Origin of the sequence: Pleionea sp. CnH1-48, assembly GCF_024124665.1 — a bacterium.
In the GTDB taxonomy this organism is placed as follows: Bacteria; Pseudomonadota; Gammaproteobacteria; order Enterobacterales; family Kangiellaceae; genus JAMXSB01.
This window is the reverse complement of the sequence record NZ_JAMXSB010000003.1, coordinates 384,808-401,214: the sequence shown is the minus strand read 5'-3', so window position 1 is coordinate 401,214 and position 16,407 is coordinate 384,808. Positions and strand designations below refer to the sequence as shown.

General features: G+C 43.8%; 15 protein-coding genes and 1 other RNA gene. 9 read left to right on the top strand and 7 right to left on the bottom strand.

Annotated features, from left to right (window positions below; genetic code table 11):
* Window positions 1-51: 51 nt before the first annotated feature.
* The 5 genes from NH399_RS06830 to NH399_RS06810 form a co-directional block, all read right to left on the bottom strand.
* Window positions 52-2,538 (bottom strand): TonB-dependent receptor, encoded by a 2,487-nt coding sequence (locus tag NH399_RS06830; protein WP_253037955.1) that lies wholly within the window; start codon window positions 2,536-2,538, stop codon window positions 52-54.
* A 244-nt stretch (window positions 2,539-2,782) separates the two neighbouring features.
* Window positions 2,783-3,364, bottom strand: coding sequence for a BON domain-containing protein (locus NH399_RS06825; protein WP_253037954.1), 582 nt, complete (start codon window positions 3,362-3,364; stop codon window positions 2,783-2,785).
* Window positions 3,364-3,951, bottom strand: coding sequence for a phosphoheptose isomerase (locus tag NH399_RS06820; protein ID WP_253037953.1), 588 nt, complete (start codon window positions 3,949-3,951; stop codon window positions 3,364-3,366). The genes NH399_RS06825 and NH399_RS06820 overlap by 1 nt, the downstream gene beginning before the upstream one ends.
* Window positions 3,952-3,955: 4 nt before the next feature.
* Complete coding sequence (locus NH399_RS06815; protein ID WP_253037952.1) at window positions 3,956-4,366, bottom strand: YraN family protein; 411 nt, start codon at window positions 4,364-4,366, stop codon at window positions 3,956-3,958.
* On the bottom strand, window positions 4,317-6,152 hold the full coding sequence (locus NH399_RS06810; protein WP_253037951.1) for a penicillin-binding protein activator: 1,836 nt from the start codon (window positions 6,150-6,152) through the stop codon (window positions 4,317-4,319). The genes NH399_RS06815 and NH399_RS06810 overlap by 50 nt, the downstream gene beginning before the upstream one ends.
* 222 nt (window positions 6,153-6,374) lie before the next feature.
* Between NH399_RS06810 and rsmI the strand changes: the two genes are divergently transcribed.
* Complete coding sequence (rsmI, locus tag NH399_RS06805) at window positions 6,375-7,229, top strand: 16S rRNA (cytidine(1402)-2'-O)-methyltransferase (protein WP_371876061.1); 855 nt, start codon at window positions 6,375-6,377, stop codon at window positions 7,227-7,229.
* Between the two features lie 2 nt (window positions 7,230-7,231).
* Here rsmI and NH399_RS06800 read toward each other — a convergent pair whose 3' ends face one another.
* A complete protein-coding gene (locus tag NH399_RS06800) occupies window positions 7,232-7,492 on the bottom strand; it encodes a hypothetical protein (RefSeq protein ID WP_253037949.1) in 261 nt (86 codons plus the stop codon).
* Between the two features lie 287 nt (window positions 7,493-7,779).
* Window positions 7,780-8,070, bottom strand: a complete 291-nt coding sequence (locus tag NH399_RS06795) for a hypothetical protein (protein ID WP_253037948.1) — start codon at window positions 8,068-8,070, stop codon at window positions 7,780-7,782.
* A gap of 159 nt (window positions 8,071-8,229) precedes the next feature.
* On the opposite strand from NH399_RS06795, the gene rnpB reads away from it, so the two are divergent.
* From rnpB to mraY, 8 genes are all read left to right on the top strand, one after another.
* Window positions 8,230-8,580: RNase P RNA component class A (gene rnpB / locus NH399_RS06790), an RNA gene on the top strand.
* A 388-nt stretch (window positions 8,581-8,968) separates the two neighbouring features.
* Entirely contained in the window at window positions 8,969-9,433 is a 465-nt protein-coding gene (gene mraZ / locus NH399_RS06785; protein WP_253037947.1) for a division/cell wall cluster transcriptional repressor MraZ, read from the top strand.
* Between the two features lie 2 nt (window positions 9,434-9,435).
* The gene (gene rsmH / locus NH399_RS06780) at window positions 9,436-10,371 is read left to right on the top strand and encodes a 16S rRNA (cytosine(1402)-N(4))-methyltransferase RsmH (RefSeq protein WP_253037946.1); all 936 of its coding nucleotides are present in this window, start codon (window positions 9,436-9,438) and stop codon (window positions 10,369-10,371) included.
* Window positions 10,365-10,694 (top strand): cell division protein FtsL, encoded by a 330-nt coding sequence (gene ftsL, locus NH399_RS06775; protein ID WP_253037945.1) that lies wholly within the window; start codon window positions 10,365-10,367, stop codon window positions 10,692-10,694. The genes rsmH and ftsL overlap by 7 nt, the downstream gene beginning before the upstream one ends.
* Window positions 10,695-10,804: 110 nt before the next feature.
* Entirely contained in the window at window positions 10,805-12,430 is a 1,626-nt protein-coding gene (locus tag NH399_RS06770; protein ID WP_253037944.1) for a penicillin-binding protein 2, read from the top strand.
* The gene (locus NH399_RS06765; protein ID WP_253037943.1) at window positions 12,423-13,943 is read left to right on the top strand and encodes a UDP-N-acetylmuramoyl-L-alanyl-D-glutamate--2,6-diaminopimelate ligase; all 1,521 of its coding nucleotides are present in this window, start codon (window positions 12,423-12,425) and stop codon (window positions 13,941-13,943) included. The genes NH399_RS06770 and NH399_RS06765 overlap by 8 nt, the downstream gene beginning before the upstream one ends.
* Window positions 13,940-15,319, top strand: a complete 1,380-nt coding sequence (gene murF / locus NH399_RS06760; RefSeq protein ID WP_253037942.1) for a UDP-N-acetylmuramoyl-tripeptide--D-alanyl-D-alanine ligase — start codon at window positions 13,940-13,942, stop codon at window positions 15,317-15,319. Before NH399_RS06765 ends, murF begins: the two co-directional genes overlap by 4 nt.
* Window positions 15,319-16,401 (top strand): phospho-N-acetylmuramoyl-pentapeptide-transferase, encoded by a 1,083-nt coding sequence (mraY, locus tag NH399_RS06755; RefSeq protein ID WP_253037941.1) that lies wholly within the window; start codon window positions 15,319-15,321, stop codon window positions 16,399-16,401. The genes murF and mraY overlap by 1 nt, the downstream gene beginning before the upstream one ends.
* Window positions 16,402-16,407 lie beyond the last annotated feature (6 nt).

The following is a 16,407-nucleotide window of genomic DNA, read 5'->3' as shown; positions in this document are numbered from 1 at the left end:
ATTAATAATAGCAAAGAGGCCTGCAAGCAGGCCTCTAGATTGTCGACTATTTTAGAAAGTGTGGTCGAGACTTACGTAGATGAAGCGACCTTGTGGATTGTATAGTCTGTTGTTGTAGTTTGGCCACAGGGCAAAAATATCTGCAGGTGGTTCTTCGTTAGCGATATTTTTGATACCGAAAGCAACGTGGCTGCTTGGGTTAAAGTTGTAACCAATTTGGTAATCGAAAGCTGTATAGGCTTTAACTTCAAACTGTCCTTCTGCATGAGCACCAACATACTTAGCAACCAATGCATGATTCCAGTCACCATGAGCTAACTTAACAAATGAGTTTGCACGTAACTCTGGGTTGCTGTCGTTTCCGATGATGTCAATTAAGCCTGCGCCAGCGTAAGGCTCACGCTTTAGATTGCTAACATAAGAGATGTCATTAACCCAGCTGATTTTACCAAGCTCAGTGTCAAAAGAGGTTTTGATGTTTAAATCAATACCGTCAGCTTCTAAGCCAGCAACATTAAAGAAGTTGTTGTGAACAACACCGTTCGCATCAATCAAGTCTGCAAAGATCAAGTTGCCGTTAGCATCTCGAGCTGTTGTGATGGTATTAACACCTAATCGAGTGATTAAGTTGTCTGCTTCGATTGCCCAGAAATCTAATGACAGTGCCAGATTTTCAGATGGCTCAATAACAAAACCAACCGATAGAGACTCTGACTCTTCTGCTTCAAGATTTGGATTACCAACAGTGATAAATGGAACACCACCAGAAGTACCTGTTACTTCACCTGAGTGCAACTGGTGTAGACCTGGTGCACGGAAACCTGTTCCCCAAGAAGCTCGGAATAAGAACTCATCGGAAGGATTATAACGAATGCCAACTTTAGGATTGGTAGTAGAACCAAAGTCATCATAGTTATCGTGACGACCTGCTAGTGATAATTCCAGATCTTCAGTTAATGGAATCGCAAGTTCGGCGTAAACAGCCCAAGTATCACGCTCGCCTTCTGCAGCAGAAGAACCTAAGCCCACAACATTGTCATTTAAGATGTCGGCGTCAGAGCGGTCATAGAACTCTTCTTGCTTGGCTTCAAAACCTGTCGCAATCCAAACTGGACCTTGCTCCAAGTCCATTAATGGACCAGAGAAGCTTACATCACCCGCAAGTACGTCAGACTTACCTTCTTGCAAGAAGCTGCTTTGCAAGCTGTTGATCTGAGTATCTGATAGGCGTTCAAAAATATTGATGTCACCGTTTTGTACTGAGTTTACAAAAGCAGTAAAGTCATCACGCTTAACCCAGCCTTTTGCGTATTCGTTGTCAACGTTACTAACAACGTAGTAAGCACGAGTTTTCCAATCGAAATCGCCAACCAGACCTTCTAAACTTAACTGGAAGTTATGCGAGTCGTTCGTTGTTTCGATGGTTGGATCACCTAGCTCTGTCAATCGACGAGAATAAGTAATGATCTCGTTGAAAGGGTTAAACTGGTTACTCGTAAGAATAATAAAGTCTGCACTTGGCGTCGCAGAGGTAAAGAAACCTGTCGATGTAGTTTTTAATGAGCTGTAGTAGTACTCAACACCAAAAGTCATCTCACCGAATTCTTTATTAAAGTTAACGGCAATGTTCGCTTTATCCGTTTCTGGAGAAAGCTGTGCATTGGGAGCAAAGTCGTAAGAACATTCTGTTCCAGTAATACCCGCGTATGGAGATTGGCGAACAGATCCTGCTGGACAACCTTGTTGAGCTTCGATACGAATGATGTTGAAGTTTGCATCGAAGAAGTTGTAAGTACCAGGGAAGCTATAAGCATTACGCTCGTCTCGAACAGTGCCTAATAAGGTAGAGGCATAGTCACGATCACCACCTAGGATTTCGTCGCGGTGAGAAACTTCAACTGCAACACCTAGCTCATAATCTTCGCCAGAAGCACCAGTAGTAAAACTTACTCTTTGTTCTGCGCCACCACCATCAGAAGTGTCACCAACAAGAGCAGAAACTTTAGTTTCTTTGAAACCTTTGTAAGTGATGATGTTTACAACACCTGCAATAGCATCAGAACCATAAGCAGCAGAAGCACCATCTTTTAAGATCTCAATTCGTTGAATCATTGCGACTGGAATCGTATTGATGTCAACGAAAGGAGTTGCACCTGCAGAACCAAAAGGATGGATCGGAAGGCGACGACCATTAACAAGAACAAGTGTTTTATCAGGACCTAAACCGCGTAAGTCAAACGCTGCAGAACCAGGTGTAAAACCTTGTGTAGATTGTTCATTGAAAGTTCCACCGCCGTTAAAGGCAGAAAGCTGGAGCAGCTCAAATGTTGAAGTTGCACCTGAGCCATCAATGTAGTCACGATCGATGACTGTAATAGGGTGAGCGCCTTCTTGATCGATTCGTTTGATGTGAGAACCGGTAATAACAATACGATCACTTTCTTCTTCTGCATTTACTGGTGCAACAGTTAGAAGTGATGTTAAAGATAGCGCTAATGGCAGTGCGCCAGAAACAGCGCAAGCAACTTTAGAATTCATTATTCCTCCAGACGGAAAAAAGGATAAAAATAAGCAGACTGTACCTCTTTGTATCGAAATCTCTACATGAGGTTACAAACGCGCCGCATGCTATCAAACGATAGGAGAAAAAACAATCGATTGGGTACAAAATGTGCAAAAAAAATGCAAATTAAGTATTTGTTAGAATTTGTAAATTTTCAAATAAAATTAGGTAAATATGCGACTTTTTGAATATTTATTTTAAGTTTTCCATTAAATTAATTTAGCTTTGAGTTATATCAACAATTTCAAATACTTGGATCACCTTTTCTACACCACCAATATTACGAGTGATATCAATGCTTTTATCCGCTTCTTCCTTGGATACAATTCCCATTAAATACACTTCACCATCTTCAGTGACAACTTTTATCTTTGACGAATCGACGCCTTCTGCCGTTAATAATGCAGTTTTAACTCTTGTTGTAAGATACAGATCATTAATATAAGCAAAGCTACTGGATGGCGCTGCTACTTTTATTTCGTTATAGACCTTCTTAACATTCTCTACTTTTCTGGCAAACTCAGATGCTTTCTGTTTAAGACTTTGAGTTGGGGTTTGGCCGACCAGTAAAACCACACGATTAAAACTGACCGCTTCGATATTGCTGTTGTCCCAAATATCGTTTTCTTTAAACATACCGTTAAGCGTTTTTAGCTCAATGTTTTCATCTTCTACGATAGTTCCGACGGTACGTCGATCACTAGCAACCACGGCTCCGCCTGCTGCTCCAGCAAGATAGGCGCCTGCACAAGCGCTAAGTGTTAAACTTACAACAACAACAAAAGCGAGCCGAATCAACATTATACTTGCTCTCCAAACAATGAGTTATCAATGTAATCGCATAAACAGTGAATAACTAATAGATGAACTTCCTGTATTCTGGCTGTTGAGTTTGAAGGGACTCTGATCTCTACATCATTTGGACCAACTAAGCCTGCCATCTCTCCGCCATCTTTGCCGGTTACGGCAACAATAAGCATATCGCGACTTAAGGCTGCTTCCATCGCTTTGATAACATTGCGAGAATTTCCACTGGTTGAAAACGCCAGTAAGATGTCGCCTGCTTGGCCTAAAGCTCTGACTTGTTTGGCAAATACTTCATCATAGCTGTAGTCATTTGCGATCGAGGTGAGTGTTCCCGTGTCGGTTGTGAGCGCAATGGCTGGCAAACTGGGACGTTCGCGTTCAAAGCGATTGAGCATTTCAGAAGAAAAGTGCTGTGCATCGCCTGCCGAACCACCGTTACCACATGATAATATTTTTCCTCCATCAAGCAGGCTTCTTACAAGAGTTTCTCCTGCCTGGGCTATCGTTTCTGGAAGCGTATCCGCAGCAGCTATTTTGGTTTGAATACTTTCGGTAAAAGCGTTCTTTATACGGTCTATCATGTATTTATACCTGTACTTCAAAAGCGTGTTTAATCCACTGAATGCCATTTTGATCAAAGGCGATAACATCAAAACGACAAGGATATTGATTTTGCCAGCGGCGCTGTTTTAAGAATAACTCCGCTGTTTTTATTAACTTTTTTTGTTTGCGATGATCAACGCTGGCCTCTGCCGAGCCATATTGGCTTGAAGTTCGATATCGAACTTCTACAAAGACCAGTTCATCATTATCTAACATCACCAAATCCAGTTCGCCGAGCTTTGAACTGAATTGTTTTTCTACCAGCTCTAATTGATGAGCTAGTAGATAGTCTAGTGCTTTTTGTTCATAAATATTGCCAGTGTCTCGAGTTGGCGAATATTTATTAAGGGCGTTCTTCTGTTGCTTGCTGAACAGTTGGCTGAGTAATTTCACGAGCTACGCCTCGTTTGAATTCGGCCAATGACAGTGTGCGTTTAACCTCTCCATTTTCGTTAACGGTGAGTTGGCCAGTCAGTCCAGCTAACTTATATTGGCTGAACGATTGCAGTTTATTAAGTTCCGGAATCAGCTGATAGGCATCAAAGCCGAGAGCAAATAAGCGACCAAAAGGAGATTTTACCATAGGGAGAGTCGTTGTTAGCTGTTCTCTTAGCGCATTGATTTCTTCGTCTTTGCTAATCAATAGTGGGCTGTCAGTAAAGGTTATGCCATTCAGATCAACGTTAAGTTGCGAGTTAGTGGTTCCATTATTGATCGAAGATATGGAATACACTGGTAAGTCATGAGCAAAATAATAATTCAAAAACGGCTTTAACCGACGCCCCTGATCTGGTGTCGCTGCAATGAAGATCATGTCAGCATCTTGACGACGTCGCTGAACATATTCCAACTGAGTACCTAGCAACTGTTGTAAGCGCTGTTTTCTAGTTTCGCTATTATTAATATTTAGCAGCTCTTTAACGATGTTTTTTAGCTGTTTTTCGTTAGCAAACTGCTGTACTTCAGCTACTTTTCCTTCGAGTTCTTCAAATGTGTGTGTAAATGCTTGAACAATGCGATTGCCTTGTTCGCTGGCAGGAACCACAACAACAGCGGTTTTATGTCCGTTCTCTATGCTGCGTTGAGCTATCTGGACGGTTTCATCTTCAATAGGCAGACCAAACTGATAAAGCTCAGGGTGAGTGATCGCCGTTGCCCCAACACGATTCAAGCTCAGCATGGGCTTCGGTAAAAACTCTTGATTGGTAACTTGTTCAACGGCTTCTTTGGTTAACGGCCCAACAATAAAGTCAGCGCCTTCTTCTAGAGCTTGTTGATAAGGAGTGAGAGGCGACAGTGACAAGGAAGTATCATAAATTTTTACTATCGGCGCATGCTCTGACCATTCAGTCGCGTAATGTGCTGCCAAAAAGCCATCTCGAATCATTCGGCCACTTCTAGATAGCCGTCCTGACAGAGGCAACAATAGCGCTATTTGATTGGGCTTATAAGTTTTAGCTTGAGCAATTCGGCTCAGTTCTTCTGGCATCTTTATATTGGCAGGGTGCGTTGGGTACTTTAAACGCCATTGTTCCAGATGTGCTAATAACAGATCGGGAGTGTTTCTGTTGTTACGAGTAATGCTAGCGATTTCTAACCAGCCGTTAGTGAGCGGGTTATTTAAGTCGTTGCTGTAGGTCAGTAATGCGTGATCAGACAACTGGCCAAGTGCGTCCCAAATAAAGCGATGATTCTCAGTAATTTGCTCTTCGGTCAACAGTAGATCTTCAAGCTCAATGCGAATCTTCGCAGCTTCGTAATAGTTAGAGTCTGCCAAGTAAGCTAACGACAAAGTTTGGCGATAAAAAATTTGCCAATCAATGTCATGTTGTTGTGGCTGACTGATACGTTGTAAAAAAGTCAGTGCGGCTTCGGTTTGCTGAAGCTGAAGCAGTGTGTGGCCATAATACAGCCAGTAGCTTTCTTTCCCAGTGGGAGATAGATACTCAGGATCTACGTAAGATAAAGTCTCCTGAGCTTCCAAAAATCGTTCTTGTGCAATTAGTATCTTACTTGCCGCTAGTAAGTATTCACTCTTCTCGGGTTGGCTGCTTTGCTTTGCTAAGTTTAAATAATAGTTAGCATTATCCGCGGCAGTTGGAGGATGTGCCGGTCCTTTGGTTCTAGGACCACAGGCGGCTAATGTAATGATGCAAATTAGGACAATTAAACTACGCATAGATCTCTTCCGCTTGCCTACCTTTTCGTTTTATGATGAAGCCCATTAAAATTAACACGTAACTACTCAGCTTGTCAGCTTACTGCGCTGCCACGAATTGTCAGTGTCGAAGCGCACATTATATCTTATTACACGGCTATTCTCTTAGCTTCATTTGCATTTGATGAGGTTCTTTGAGCTAATAACTTGTAGTTGCTGAATAATTGCACAAATTACGGCCTAATGATGAATTCTCAACCTGGTACCCTATATGTTGTCGCCACTCCTATTGGAAATCTCGGTGACATTTCTATGCGCGCGATTGAAACCTTGAAGTCTGCTGATCGAATCTTGGCAGAAGATACCCGGCGTACACAGCAACTTTTGACCCATTTAGGGATAAAAGGTTCGCTGGTGTCATTGCACGATCATAATGAAAAACAACGAGTGGAGCAGGTCGCTGAGTGGGCGCAACAGGGAGAGTCGTTGGTGCTGGTATCCGATGCGGGTACACCTTTGATCAGTGATCCTGGATATGCTCTGGTATCCCAGTTGCGTGAGAAGGAGATTGATGTTGTGCCTGTACCAGGTGCTTGTGCATTGATTGCGGCACTTTCTGCTGCGGGGTTACCAACGGATCGTTTCTGTTTTGAAGGCTTTCTACCCGCCAAACGCGGAGCTCGTAAAAAGGCGTTGGAGCTTATAAAGCAAGAAGTTCGCACAACTGTATATTATGAGTCGACTCACCGTATTATGGATATGCTGGAGGACATGCAGGAAGTACTAGGAGGAGAGCGCTATCTGGTGTTGGCCCGTGAGCTGACCAAACGTTTCGAAACCTTTATTAGTGGTACGGTAGAAGACGTTCTTGCTCAGTTAAATGAGGATACTGATCAACGCAAGGGAGAGTTTGTTGTGATGGTTAAAGGTGTGCCATCAGACAATACATCGGCGCTGGATGTGAGCAGTGAAGATGTGCTGAAGTTGCTATTGCCTCACGTATCGACTAAAACGGCTTCCCAAATAGGTGCCAGTCTGACAGGGCTACCCAAAAAGGAACTCTATCAACTGGCTGTTCAGCTTAAAGAGGGTGACTAAGGTTATAATTGGTTATCTGCCGAGTCGGTTGCAAAGCAACTTTTGCTTTGAATGCGCTTATCTAGAGTTTGTATACGTTCATCAACCTCTTGCAAGGACTCTTGGACTTGGCTTATCCACTCACTGGAGGCGGTGACTGCCAGTGTGTACAGCTCTGTACGTGCACCGTTAAGCCAAGTATTAACCTCTGTGTAGGATTGGTTCAATTCTTTATGATCACAGTAGATTTCAGCAATACCTAAATAACCGGAAACGCCTGCCAATCCGTAGTGGTTTTTTGTTGAGGCCGCAATTTTTAGCCACTTTATAGCCTTGTTGATATCACTAGAGACATTCGTGCCATAGTAGTACTCCCAACCTGAGGGCCTGTTTGTCTTTGATTGAGTGTCTTTGTTACGTCAAAAATGGCGTCAATCGCGGCGCGATGAGTGTGGTTTGGTTGTTCCAAATAAACGAGGAGCAACAAAGAGTGACGCCATTTTAGCCGCAACCCACAGGGCCAATCCCATTTTTCATTCCGCTGCGTTAGAAGCTCGCTTATGTAGAATAACTACACCACGCTCGCTCTGCCTTGCTGAACAAAAAATGGGATTTGGCAGAGACCATCTATCAAAGACAAACAGGCCCTCACTGCACAGCCACCATGCCGTTGAGAAGCACATTCAATCAAATAGGGAATGCTTTCGCTGGGTACTTCTCCATTAAGTTTATCCAAAGCAAGACCATATAGGTCGTTAGAGTTGGCTGGGGGAGGTGTTTCTGCTCTGTAGGTTTCTTTTTGCGTGCTACAACCAGTTAACATCATGATGATCAATGCAGAGTAGGTTACGTGTTTTTTCATATCTGATTTCGATTGAGGTGAAAGGAAATAATTAAAGTGCATCGTAATTCTATCGTCAAAGATGCGAAAGAATAATGTTTTTTGACGTTAAAGCGATTGGCTGCAGGGGGCTTTGGTATTTATCCTTGTCTTTAAAGCGAGATTCAGGCATTCTTCGCCTCGGCTGGCCGGGCAGTCGCTGCTTGATTTATCAAGGAGAGGAAAGTCCGGACTTCACAGGGTAGAGTGCCAGGTAACGCCTGGGGGGCGAAAGCCCACGGCAAGTGCAACAGAAAGAATACCGCCGATGGCCTGCAAAGGCACAGGTAAGGTTGAAATGGTGCGGTAAGAGCGCACCGCGCTGGTGGTAACATCAGTGGCGAGGTAAACCCCACTCGAAGTAAGACCAAATAGGGATCCTTTGACGTGACCCGCGTTGGATCCGGGTAGGTTGCTTGAGCCTTATGGCGACGTAAGGCCTAGATGAATGATTGTCCACGACAGAATCCGGCTTATAGGCCAGCCATTTTTTATTACTGCACATTACTGATGTTCTCTTCAGCGCATTCTCTTATGCGTCGCTAGATATGGACTAACTTGATCAAAGTTTGCACTAGCACCATTTGTCATAGATCTTTCATTATCTATTCTAAATCAGTCTAACAAGCAACTTAACAATCTACTTTAAGTTAGAGAAATAATATCTTGAAAAAATAGCAGTATTTTTCATATCTCAAAGTAATGTATGTGTAAATTGCGCTAAGTCATTGTCAAATAAGACAAATTGTTCAAAACCTCGATGAATTCCGCTTGCGAAATTGGTATTTTGACACTATAGTGTGCAGAAGTGGAGAATAGTGACAAATTGTGGATCGAAATGGCATGCATGGGACGCTGTGTATGTCAGAGAGGTTAAGCCGTGTTCCGAGGGGCGAATTCTATAAATCTTGATGCGAAAGGTCGGATAGCCATTCCGGCCCGATATCGCGATCGCCTGTCTGAAATTTGTACCGGCCACATGGTTGTCACAAAAAATCCCTACGAACTCGATACCCCAAATTTACTCCTATTCCCGCTCCACAACTGGGAAGATTTCGAAAAACAGGTGCGTAGCTTACCTAACAGTCGCCCCGCATACCGCCTGTTTAAGCGTGTCACTATTGGTTCCGCAAAAGAGGTAGATATGGACGCTAACGGCCGTCTATTGATACCCGCAGAGTTACGAGAGTTTGCGGGTTTAGGCAAGTCCATCATGTTGGTCGGACAAGCCGAAACCTTTCAAATTTGGGATGAGGCCAGCTGGAAAGCACAAGAAGAAGACGATCTTGCTGCTCTGGCTGATGAAGATTTTGATCACGGGCAACTACCCGATTTGGCATTTTAATAATGAATACAGAATATCAGCATAAAGCGGTCTTGCTACAAGAAGCGGTTGATGCGTTGGCGGTCAAGCCTGAGGGGTTGTACGTCGATGGTACCTTTGGCCGAGGTGGCCATAGCCAGCTGATCCTGAAGCAGGTTGATAATCAGTGTCAGCTTATTGCTTTTGATAAAGACATGCAGGCGATAAAGCATGCCGAGCAAATATTGGGAGCAAACGACAGTTTTAGTATTGCTCACCGTAGCTTCGCTGAAATGGAAGAAGAGATAAAACAGCGCGGCCTGGATGGTCAAGTTGATGGTGTGTTGCTGGATCTTGGCGTTTCGTCTCCGCAGTTGGATGAAGCTGAGCGTGGATTTAGTTTTATGCACGATGGTCCATTAGATATGCGTATGGATCAATCGCAAGGTTGGAGTGCGGCAGAATGGTTGGCTCGGGCCAGTGTCGACGAAATTCGTCGAGTCATTAAAGAGTATGGTGAAGAACGTTTTGCCACGCGTATTGCACGAGCGATTGTAGAGATACGCGAAGAAACACCAATAACAACAACGGCACAGCTCGCCAAAATTATTGATGAAGCTGTACCCAAAAAAGATCCAGGAAAACATCCGGCAACACGAAGTTTTCAAGCGATTCGGATACATATTAATAAAGAGCTGTCTGATTTAGAGGCAGGTCTTGATGCAGCCATGAGCATCCTTAAGCCTGGTGGCCGGATGGTGGTTATTAGTTTTCATTCATTAGAGGATCGCATCGTAAAGCGTTTCTTTAAGAAGTTGGCAAAAGGGGATGACTTTCCAAGAGACTTCCCAATTACGGCCGATGAGATTAAGCCCAAGATGAAGTTGCTAGGTAAGCCGCAAAAACCTGCGGGCGATGAAGTGGACGAAAACATTCGTTCACGCAGTGCAATTATGAGAGTGGCAGAAAAGCTATGGTAAAAAAAATCACCGCGCTATTAGAGTTTGCTTTGCCCGTTTTGGCGATTAAGCAGCTTGTGCGTGCGCGTTGGTTAATTTTATTAGCGTTATTGGCGTGGGTAAATGCAATTCTTGTGGCTTTATTTACTCACCAGTCAAGAACTGAAACGGCATTGCTCGAGCAACTTAAACACGAGCAGTACCAACTAGAAATGGAGTGGGAAGCGTTACGTTTAGAGCAGGGCGCTTTAGCTGAGCACCACCGTATTGCTGAATTAGCAAAAGAAAAACTGGCCATGCGAGCGGTTGCTCGTAAAGACGAAAAAGTCATTGAGGCACATTGATGGGACAGGCGCGTAAACCAAAAGGAATACCATTATGCACTTGGCGTTATGTATTAACGTTAAGTGTATTTTCCTGCGCGTTTATTGGGTTGGCGGCAAGAGCGGCTTATTTGCAAATTTATAAATCAGAAGTGCTCAACCATGTTGCCGATTCAAGCAGCATCAAATTAAAAGGCATTAATACTCGTCGCGGTTTAATTATTGACCGAAATAACACTGAACTGGCTCGTAGTATTCCCGTCAGCTCTATGTGGGCCGATCCTAAAGTTTTAGTATCCAATGCGGATGTCTTTCATCGTGAAGATTGGCAAAAGTTAGCTTCTGTTCTGGATATGAAGTTGGCGGATCTTAATGCTCTGATACAACAGAAACGCAGCAAACGTTTTATCTGGCTAAAGAGACAGTTAAGTCCTGAACAAACACAATTTATTAATCGACTGAAAATCCCTGGTGTTTATTTGCAAGCAGAGCAAAGACGCTACTATCCAACAGCCGAAATTAATGCTCATGTACTGGGATTCACTGGCATTGACTCGCGCGGGCTCGAAGGCATTGAGCGCGCTTTTAATGAACAACTGTCTGGCACGCCAGGTAAAGAAAAAGTTGTTGTAGATTTGCACCAGCGAGTGATTGAAAACAAAGGCATCGTTGATGAAGCCAAAACGGGCGAAGATATTCAGCTGAGTATTGATTCTCGTATTCAGGCTTATGCTTATCGAGAGTTAAAAGCCGCGGTACTGCGTCATCGCGCTCGTGCAGGTAGCGCAGTGATTATTGATGTTGATACGGGCGAGATTTTGTCGATGGTTAATCAACCATCCTATAACCCTAATCGAGGTGATTTACGTCGACCAGAGTTCACTCGTAATCGGGCGGTAACCGATATGTTTGAGCCCGGTTCAACGGCCAAACCATTCACCGTTGTTGCCGCTCTTGAAGCTGGTATTGTTCGTCCAGGAACCGTGATTACTACAACGCCAGGTCGATTCCGAGTGGGCCGTAACTGGGTGCGGGATTATCGTAATCTTGGTCCTTTATCGGTTACTCAGGTGTTGCAAAAATCGAGCAATGTTGGGGTGAGCAAATTAGCTCTGGCACTTGAAGATGATGTGTTTTTGGATGTGTTTTATAAGTTAGGTTTTGGCATTGATACAGGAAGCGGATTTCCTGGCGAAAGTTCTGGGAAGTTTTCTATCCGTCCTAATTGGAGCAAGTTTGAAAAAGCGACCTTATCTTATGGTTACGGTATGCAGGTTACGCCTTTGCAGTTGGCAAAAGCTTATGCGACTTTAGGTAGTGGTGGCGTTAAACGCGACATTTCTTTTTTAAAGACAGACAAACCTCTATCTGAAGAGCGGGTGTTTTCACAAAAAGTTGCTCAGCAAGTTATTTCTATGATGGAAACCGTAGTAAATGATGGTGGTACGGCAATCTCTGCCTCTTTGGAATCTTATCGTGTTGCAGGTAAAACAGGCACCGCAAGAAAAGCAGTAAAAGGCGGTTACGGTGATGAGTATATGACGTTTTTTGCCGGTATTGCTCCTGCCAGCCAACCTAAGATTGCCATGGTCGTATTTATCGATGAACCGGCGGGTGATGCTTATTACGGCGGCGATGTAGCTGCCCCTGTTTTTGCCAATGTTGCAGAAAAAGCATTACGTCTGCTTAATATTGCGCCTGATAAAAAAGAAGAAAATGTAGCTCAAGTTGTAAAGGAGCGCAAAAATCATGGCTAAAGTTATCGATTTTAATCAAGTTTTTTCGCACTGGGGTGATTGTTCTGTATGGTCAGGCAACACCAGTGTTGTGGTACAAGAAATTCAGTTAGACAGTCGTAAAGTAGAAAGTGGTGATGCGTTTGTTGCGTGCCTCGGATATTCGCTTGATGGTCGAACATTTATTCCCAAAGCGGTTGAGTCGGGGGCTTCTCTGATTATTTGTGAAGCCAATGAGTTAGATGAGTCTGTATTGGCGTCATGTCAGGAAGCCAACATCGCGTGTTTTTTGGTGCCTGATCTGTCATTACGTTTAAGTGCTATTTGTGGAGAGATCTTTGGCCATCCTTCTCGCAGCATGAATGTTGTGGGTATTACTGGAACGAATGGCAAATCCAGTTGCGCGCAACTTATTGCGCAAGCGTTTTCGTTGCTTGATGGTGCGTGCTGGGTGTTAGGCACACTGGGTTACGGTCGCTACGGAAATCAACAACCTGGTGAAAATACAACAACGGATCCTATTCGCATTCAGCAGGAACTTGCCGCTGCGGTAGATGCAAATTGTCATCAGGCTGCGATGGAAGTTTCTTCTCATGGTTTGGTACAGCATCGTGTCGCAGCTATTCAGTTTGACACTGCAGTGTTTACTAATTTAACCCGTGATCACTTGGATTATCATCAAACGATGGAAGCCTATGCTGATGCAAAGAAACAATTATTTTTGCAGCCAGAATTAAAATGGGCGGTCATTAATGCGGATGATCGCGTTGGACGTCAGCTGAAAAAAGATCCCAGCATAACGGCGAATAAGTTATTTATTTCTATCAATGAGCCTGCTAATGGTGCTGATTTAAGTCAGTGGTTATGGGTTGAAAATGTTCAACTGACTCTTTCTGGAATCAGTGCGACGGTGCACTCTCCATGGGGCTCGGGCAAGTTAAAGGTTCCGCTTATTGGTGGGTTTAATCTTTACAATTTGTTGTCGACGATTGCGGTTTTAGGTATTCAGCTAAAAAAGATGCCTGCCGTAATGGATATAGTGAATCGACTTGAATCTGTTAAAGGGCGTATGCAACTGATTCAACAATCACAGCAGCCTTTGATAGTTATTGATTACGCACACACGCCAGATGCACTTGAGCAAGCATTACTCGCTGTTCGTGAGCATTGCAGTGGAAAAATTTGGTGCATTTTTGGTTGCGGTGGAGACCGAGATAACGGTAAGCGTCCACTGATGGCGAGAGTAGCAGAAAAGCTTGCTAACAAAGTAATTTTTACCGACGACAATCCAAGAACAGAAGCACCAGAAGTTATTATTGAACAGATGCGTGCTGGCACCAAAAAGCCGGATGCTATTCCTTACATTGCTGAGCGAAAAGAGGCTATCGATTACGCCATCGATAAAGCTCATCTTGGTGATGTGATTCTGTTGGCGGGTAAAGGTCACGAAGACTATCAAGTGATCGGAAAAGAAAAGATTTTTTACAGTGACATCGAAACGGCAGAACAAGCATTGGCGAGGAGGAGCGTATGATTTCTTTAAGTTTGCAAGATATCACTGCTGCGACAAAAGGCCGTTTGGTTGGAGTTGCTGAAACCTCTGTGAATCGAGTCATCACTGATACGCGAGCTTCATGTGATGGTGGACTCTTTGTTGCCCTTAAAGGCGCAAATTTCGATGCTCATGAATTCTTACAAGACGCTATTGATGGTGGAGCTTCGGCACTGGTTGTTGAGCATGAAGTTGCTTTTGGTGTGCCACAGGTGGTAGTTGCTGACTGTCGTAAAGCATTAGGCGATATCGCTCGCTTGGTACGTGAAAAGTCGTCGGCTCAATTTGTTGGGTTAACTGGAAGTGTCGGTAAAACCACTGTAAAAGAAATGATTGCTGCAATTTTGTCTGAGTGTGGTGATACGCTGGCAACAAAAGGCAATCTTAACAACGACATTGGTGTTCCACTTACTTTGTTCGAGCTAGAAGCTGGACACGAGTTTGGCGTTATCGAGATGGGTGCTAATCACGCGGGTGAGATTGCATACACAACGGATATTGCCCGGCCCCATGTCGCGTTAATTAATAATGTAGCGCCCGCTCATTTAGAAGGGTTCGGCGATCTACAAGGCGTCGCCGATGCTAAAGGAGAGATCTTTAATAGCCTCGATCCTAAAACGGGTGTGGCAATCATTAATCGTGATGATGCTTTTGCTGACTTCTGGTTGAATAAAATTGAATGTCCTTCGTTGACATTTGGTCGTTCAGAAGGAGCACAAGTAACTGCGAGTGATATTTCTCTAGACGCAACGGCATTCGCTTCGTTCACCTTACATGTTAATGAGCAACAACTGCCTGTTAGGTTGTCGGTACCGGGTGAGCACAGCGTTAACAATGCTTTAGCGGCTACTGCTTGTTGTGTTGCTTTAGATATTCCATTAACAACCATTGTTAGCGCTATAGAAAAGTTTAACGGAGTGGGTGGACGTCTTCAGGTATATCAACCTACCGCTGGTGTTCGTATTGTTGATGATACATACAATGCGAATTACTCATCGTTAATTGCCGCTATTGATGTGATTTCACAATTTGATGGCATCAAGATATTGGCCATCGGTGATATGGCTGAGCTGGGCGAAGAAGCTCGCGAATATCATGCTAAGGCAGGAATTAAAGCCAAGCAGGCAGGTATTGATTATTTATTATCAGTTGGTGTGTTAAGTCAATTTGCAACTGATGCTTTTGGGGACAATGCTGTTCATTTTTCATCGCGTCAATTACTGACGCAATGGGTTATAGAAAAACTACAACAATCACAAGGAACGGTTTTGTTAAAAGGCTCACGCAGTGCTCACATGGAAGAGGTTGTTAAACAACTTTTGAGCTGGGCTGATACTCAATCAGGGGGAACACAATAATGTTATTGTGGCTTGCAGAATACTTACAACAATATATGTCTGCGTTTAACGTCTTTCAGTATCTGACGTTTCGAGGAATCCTAAGCATTATCACGGCGTTAGGTATTTCTCTAATAGTCGGACCTATCATGATCCGCAAACTGGCGCATTATCAAATTGGTCAAACGGTAAGAACCGATGGACCACAAACTCATTTATCTAAAGCCGGCACGCCGACGATGGGTGGGGCTTTGATATTAATCGCTATCGCTCTCTCTACATTGCTATGGGGCGATTTAGAAAACCGTTTTGTATGGGTCGTGTTACTGACAACTTTATCATTTGGAGTTATTGGTTGGGTCGATGATTATCGAAAACTAATTCGAAAAGATCCAACGGGTTTGCCTGCTAGATGGAAGTACTTTTGGCAGTCGGTTTGTGGATTTGCTGCGGCATTCTACTTGTTTTATTCCGCTCAATCGGTCGAAGAGACAACGTTAATCGTTCCATTTTTTAAGAACGTAGCTATTGAGCTGGGTGTAATGTTTATTCTTTTGACCTACTTTGTCATTGTGGGCACCAGTAATGCGGTTAACTTAACCGATGGCTTGGATGGTCTAGCCATTCTGCCAACCGTATTAGTTGCCGGCGCTCTTGGAATTTTTGCATATCTAACGGGTAACGTTAAGTTCTCGGACTACTTAGCGATTCCTTATGTGGCCGGGGTTGGTGAGCTGGTTATTTTATGTGGCGCTATTGTCGGTGCCGGTCTCGGATTTTTATGGTTTAACACGTATCCCGCGCAAGTTTTTATGGGCGATGTGGGTGCTTTAGGTCTTGGCGCTGCATTAGGTTCTATCGCGGTGGTTGTTCGTCAAGAACTGGTTCTGGTCATTATGGGCGGCGTGTTTGTTATGGAGACGGTATCTGTCATTTTGCAGGTGAGCTCGTTTAAGCTCACTGGCCGGCGAATTTTTAATATGGCGCCATTACATCACCACTATGAACTAAAAGGTTGGCCCGAGCCACGAGTGATCGTACGTTTTTGGATTATCTCGGTAGTGCTGGTGCTGGTTGGTTTAGCAACGTTGAAAATCAGGTAATCATCG

Bases quoted from the DNA above. Each gene is read 5' to 3' on its own strand.
- NH399_RS06830 (WP_253037955.1), bottom strand. From the start codon at position 2,538: ATGAATTCTAAAGTTGCTTGCGCTGTTTCTGGCGCACTGCCATTAGCG.
- NH399_RS06825 (WP_253037954.1), bottom strand. From the start codon at position 3,364: ATGTTGATTCGGCTCGCTTTTGTTGTTGTTGTAAGTTTAACACTTAGC.
- NH399_RS06820 (WP_253037953.1), bottom strand. From the start codon at position 3,951: ATGATAGACCGTATAAAGAACGCTTTTACCGAAAGTATTCAAACCAAA.
- NH399_RS06810 (WP_253037951.1), bottom strand. From the start codon at position 6,152: ATGCGTAGTTTAATTGTCCTAATTTGCATCATTACATTAGCCGCCTGT.
- rsmI (WP_371876061.1), top strand. From the start codon at position 6,375: ATGATGAATTCTCAACCTGGTACCCTATATGTTGTCGCCACTCCTATT.
- NH399_RS06795 (WP_253037948.1), bottom strand. From the start codon at position 8,070: ATGAAAAAACACGTAACCTACTCTGCATTGATCATCATGATGTTAACT.
- rsmH (WP_253037946.1), top strand. From the start codon at position 9,436: ATGAATACAGAATATCAGCATAAAGCGGTCTTGCTACAAGAAGCGGTT.
- ftsL (WP_253037945.1), top strand. From the start codon at position 10,365: ATGGTAAAAAAAATCACCGCGCTATTAGAGTTTGCTTTGCCCGTTTTG.
- NH399_RS06765 (WP_253037943.1), top strand. From the start codon at position 12,423: ATGGCTAAAGTTATCGATTTTAATCAAGTTTTTTCGCACTGGGGTGAT.
- murF (WP_253037942.1), top strand. From the start codon at position 13,940: ATGATTTCTTTAAGTTTGCAAGATATCACTGCTGCGACAAAAGGCCGT.
- mraY (WP_253037941.1), top strand. From the start codon at position 15,319: ATGTTATTGTGGCTTGCAGAATACTTACAACAATATATGTCTGCGTTT.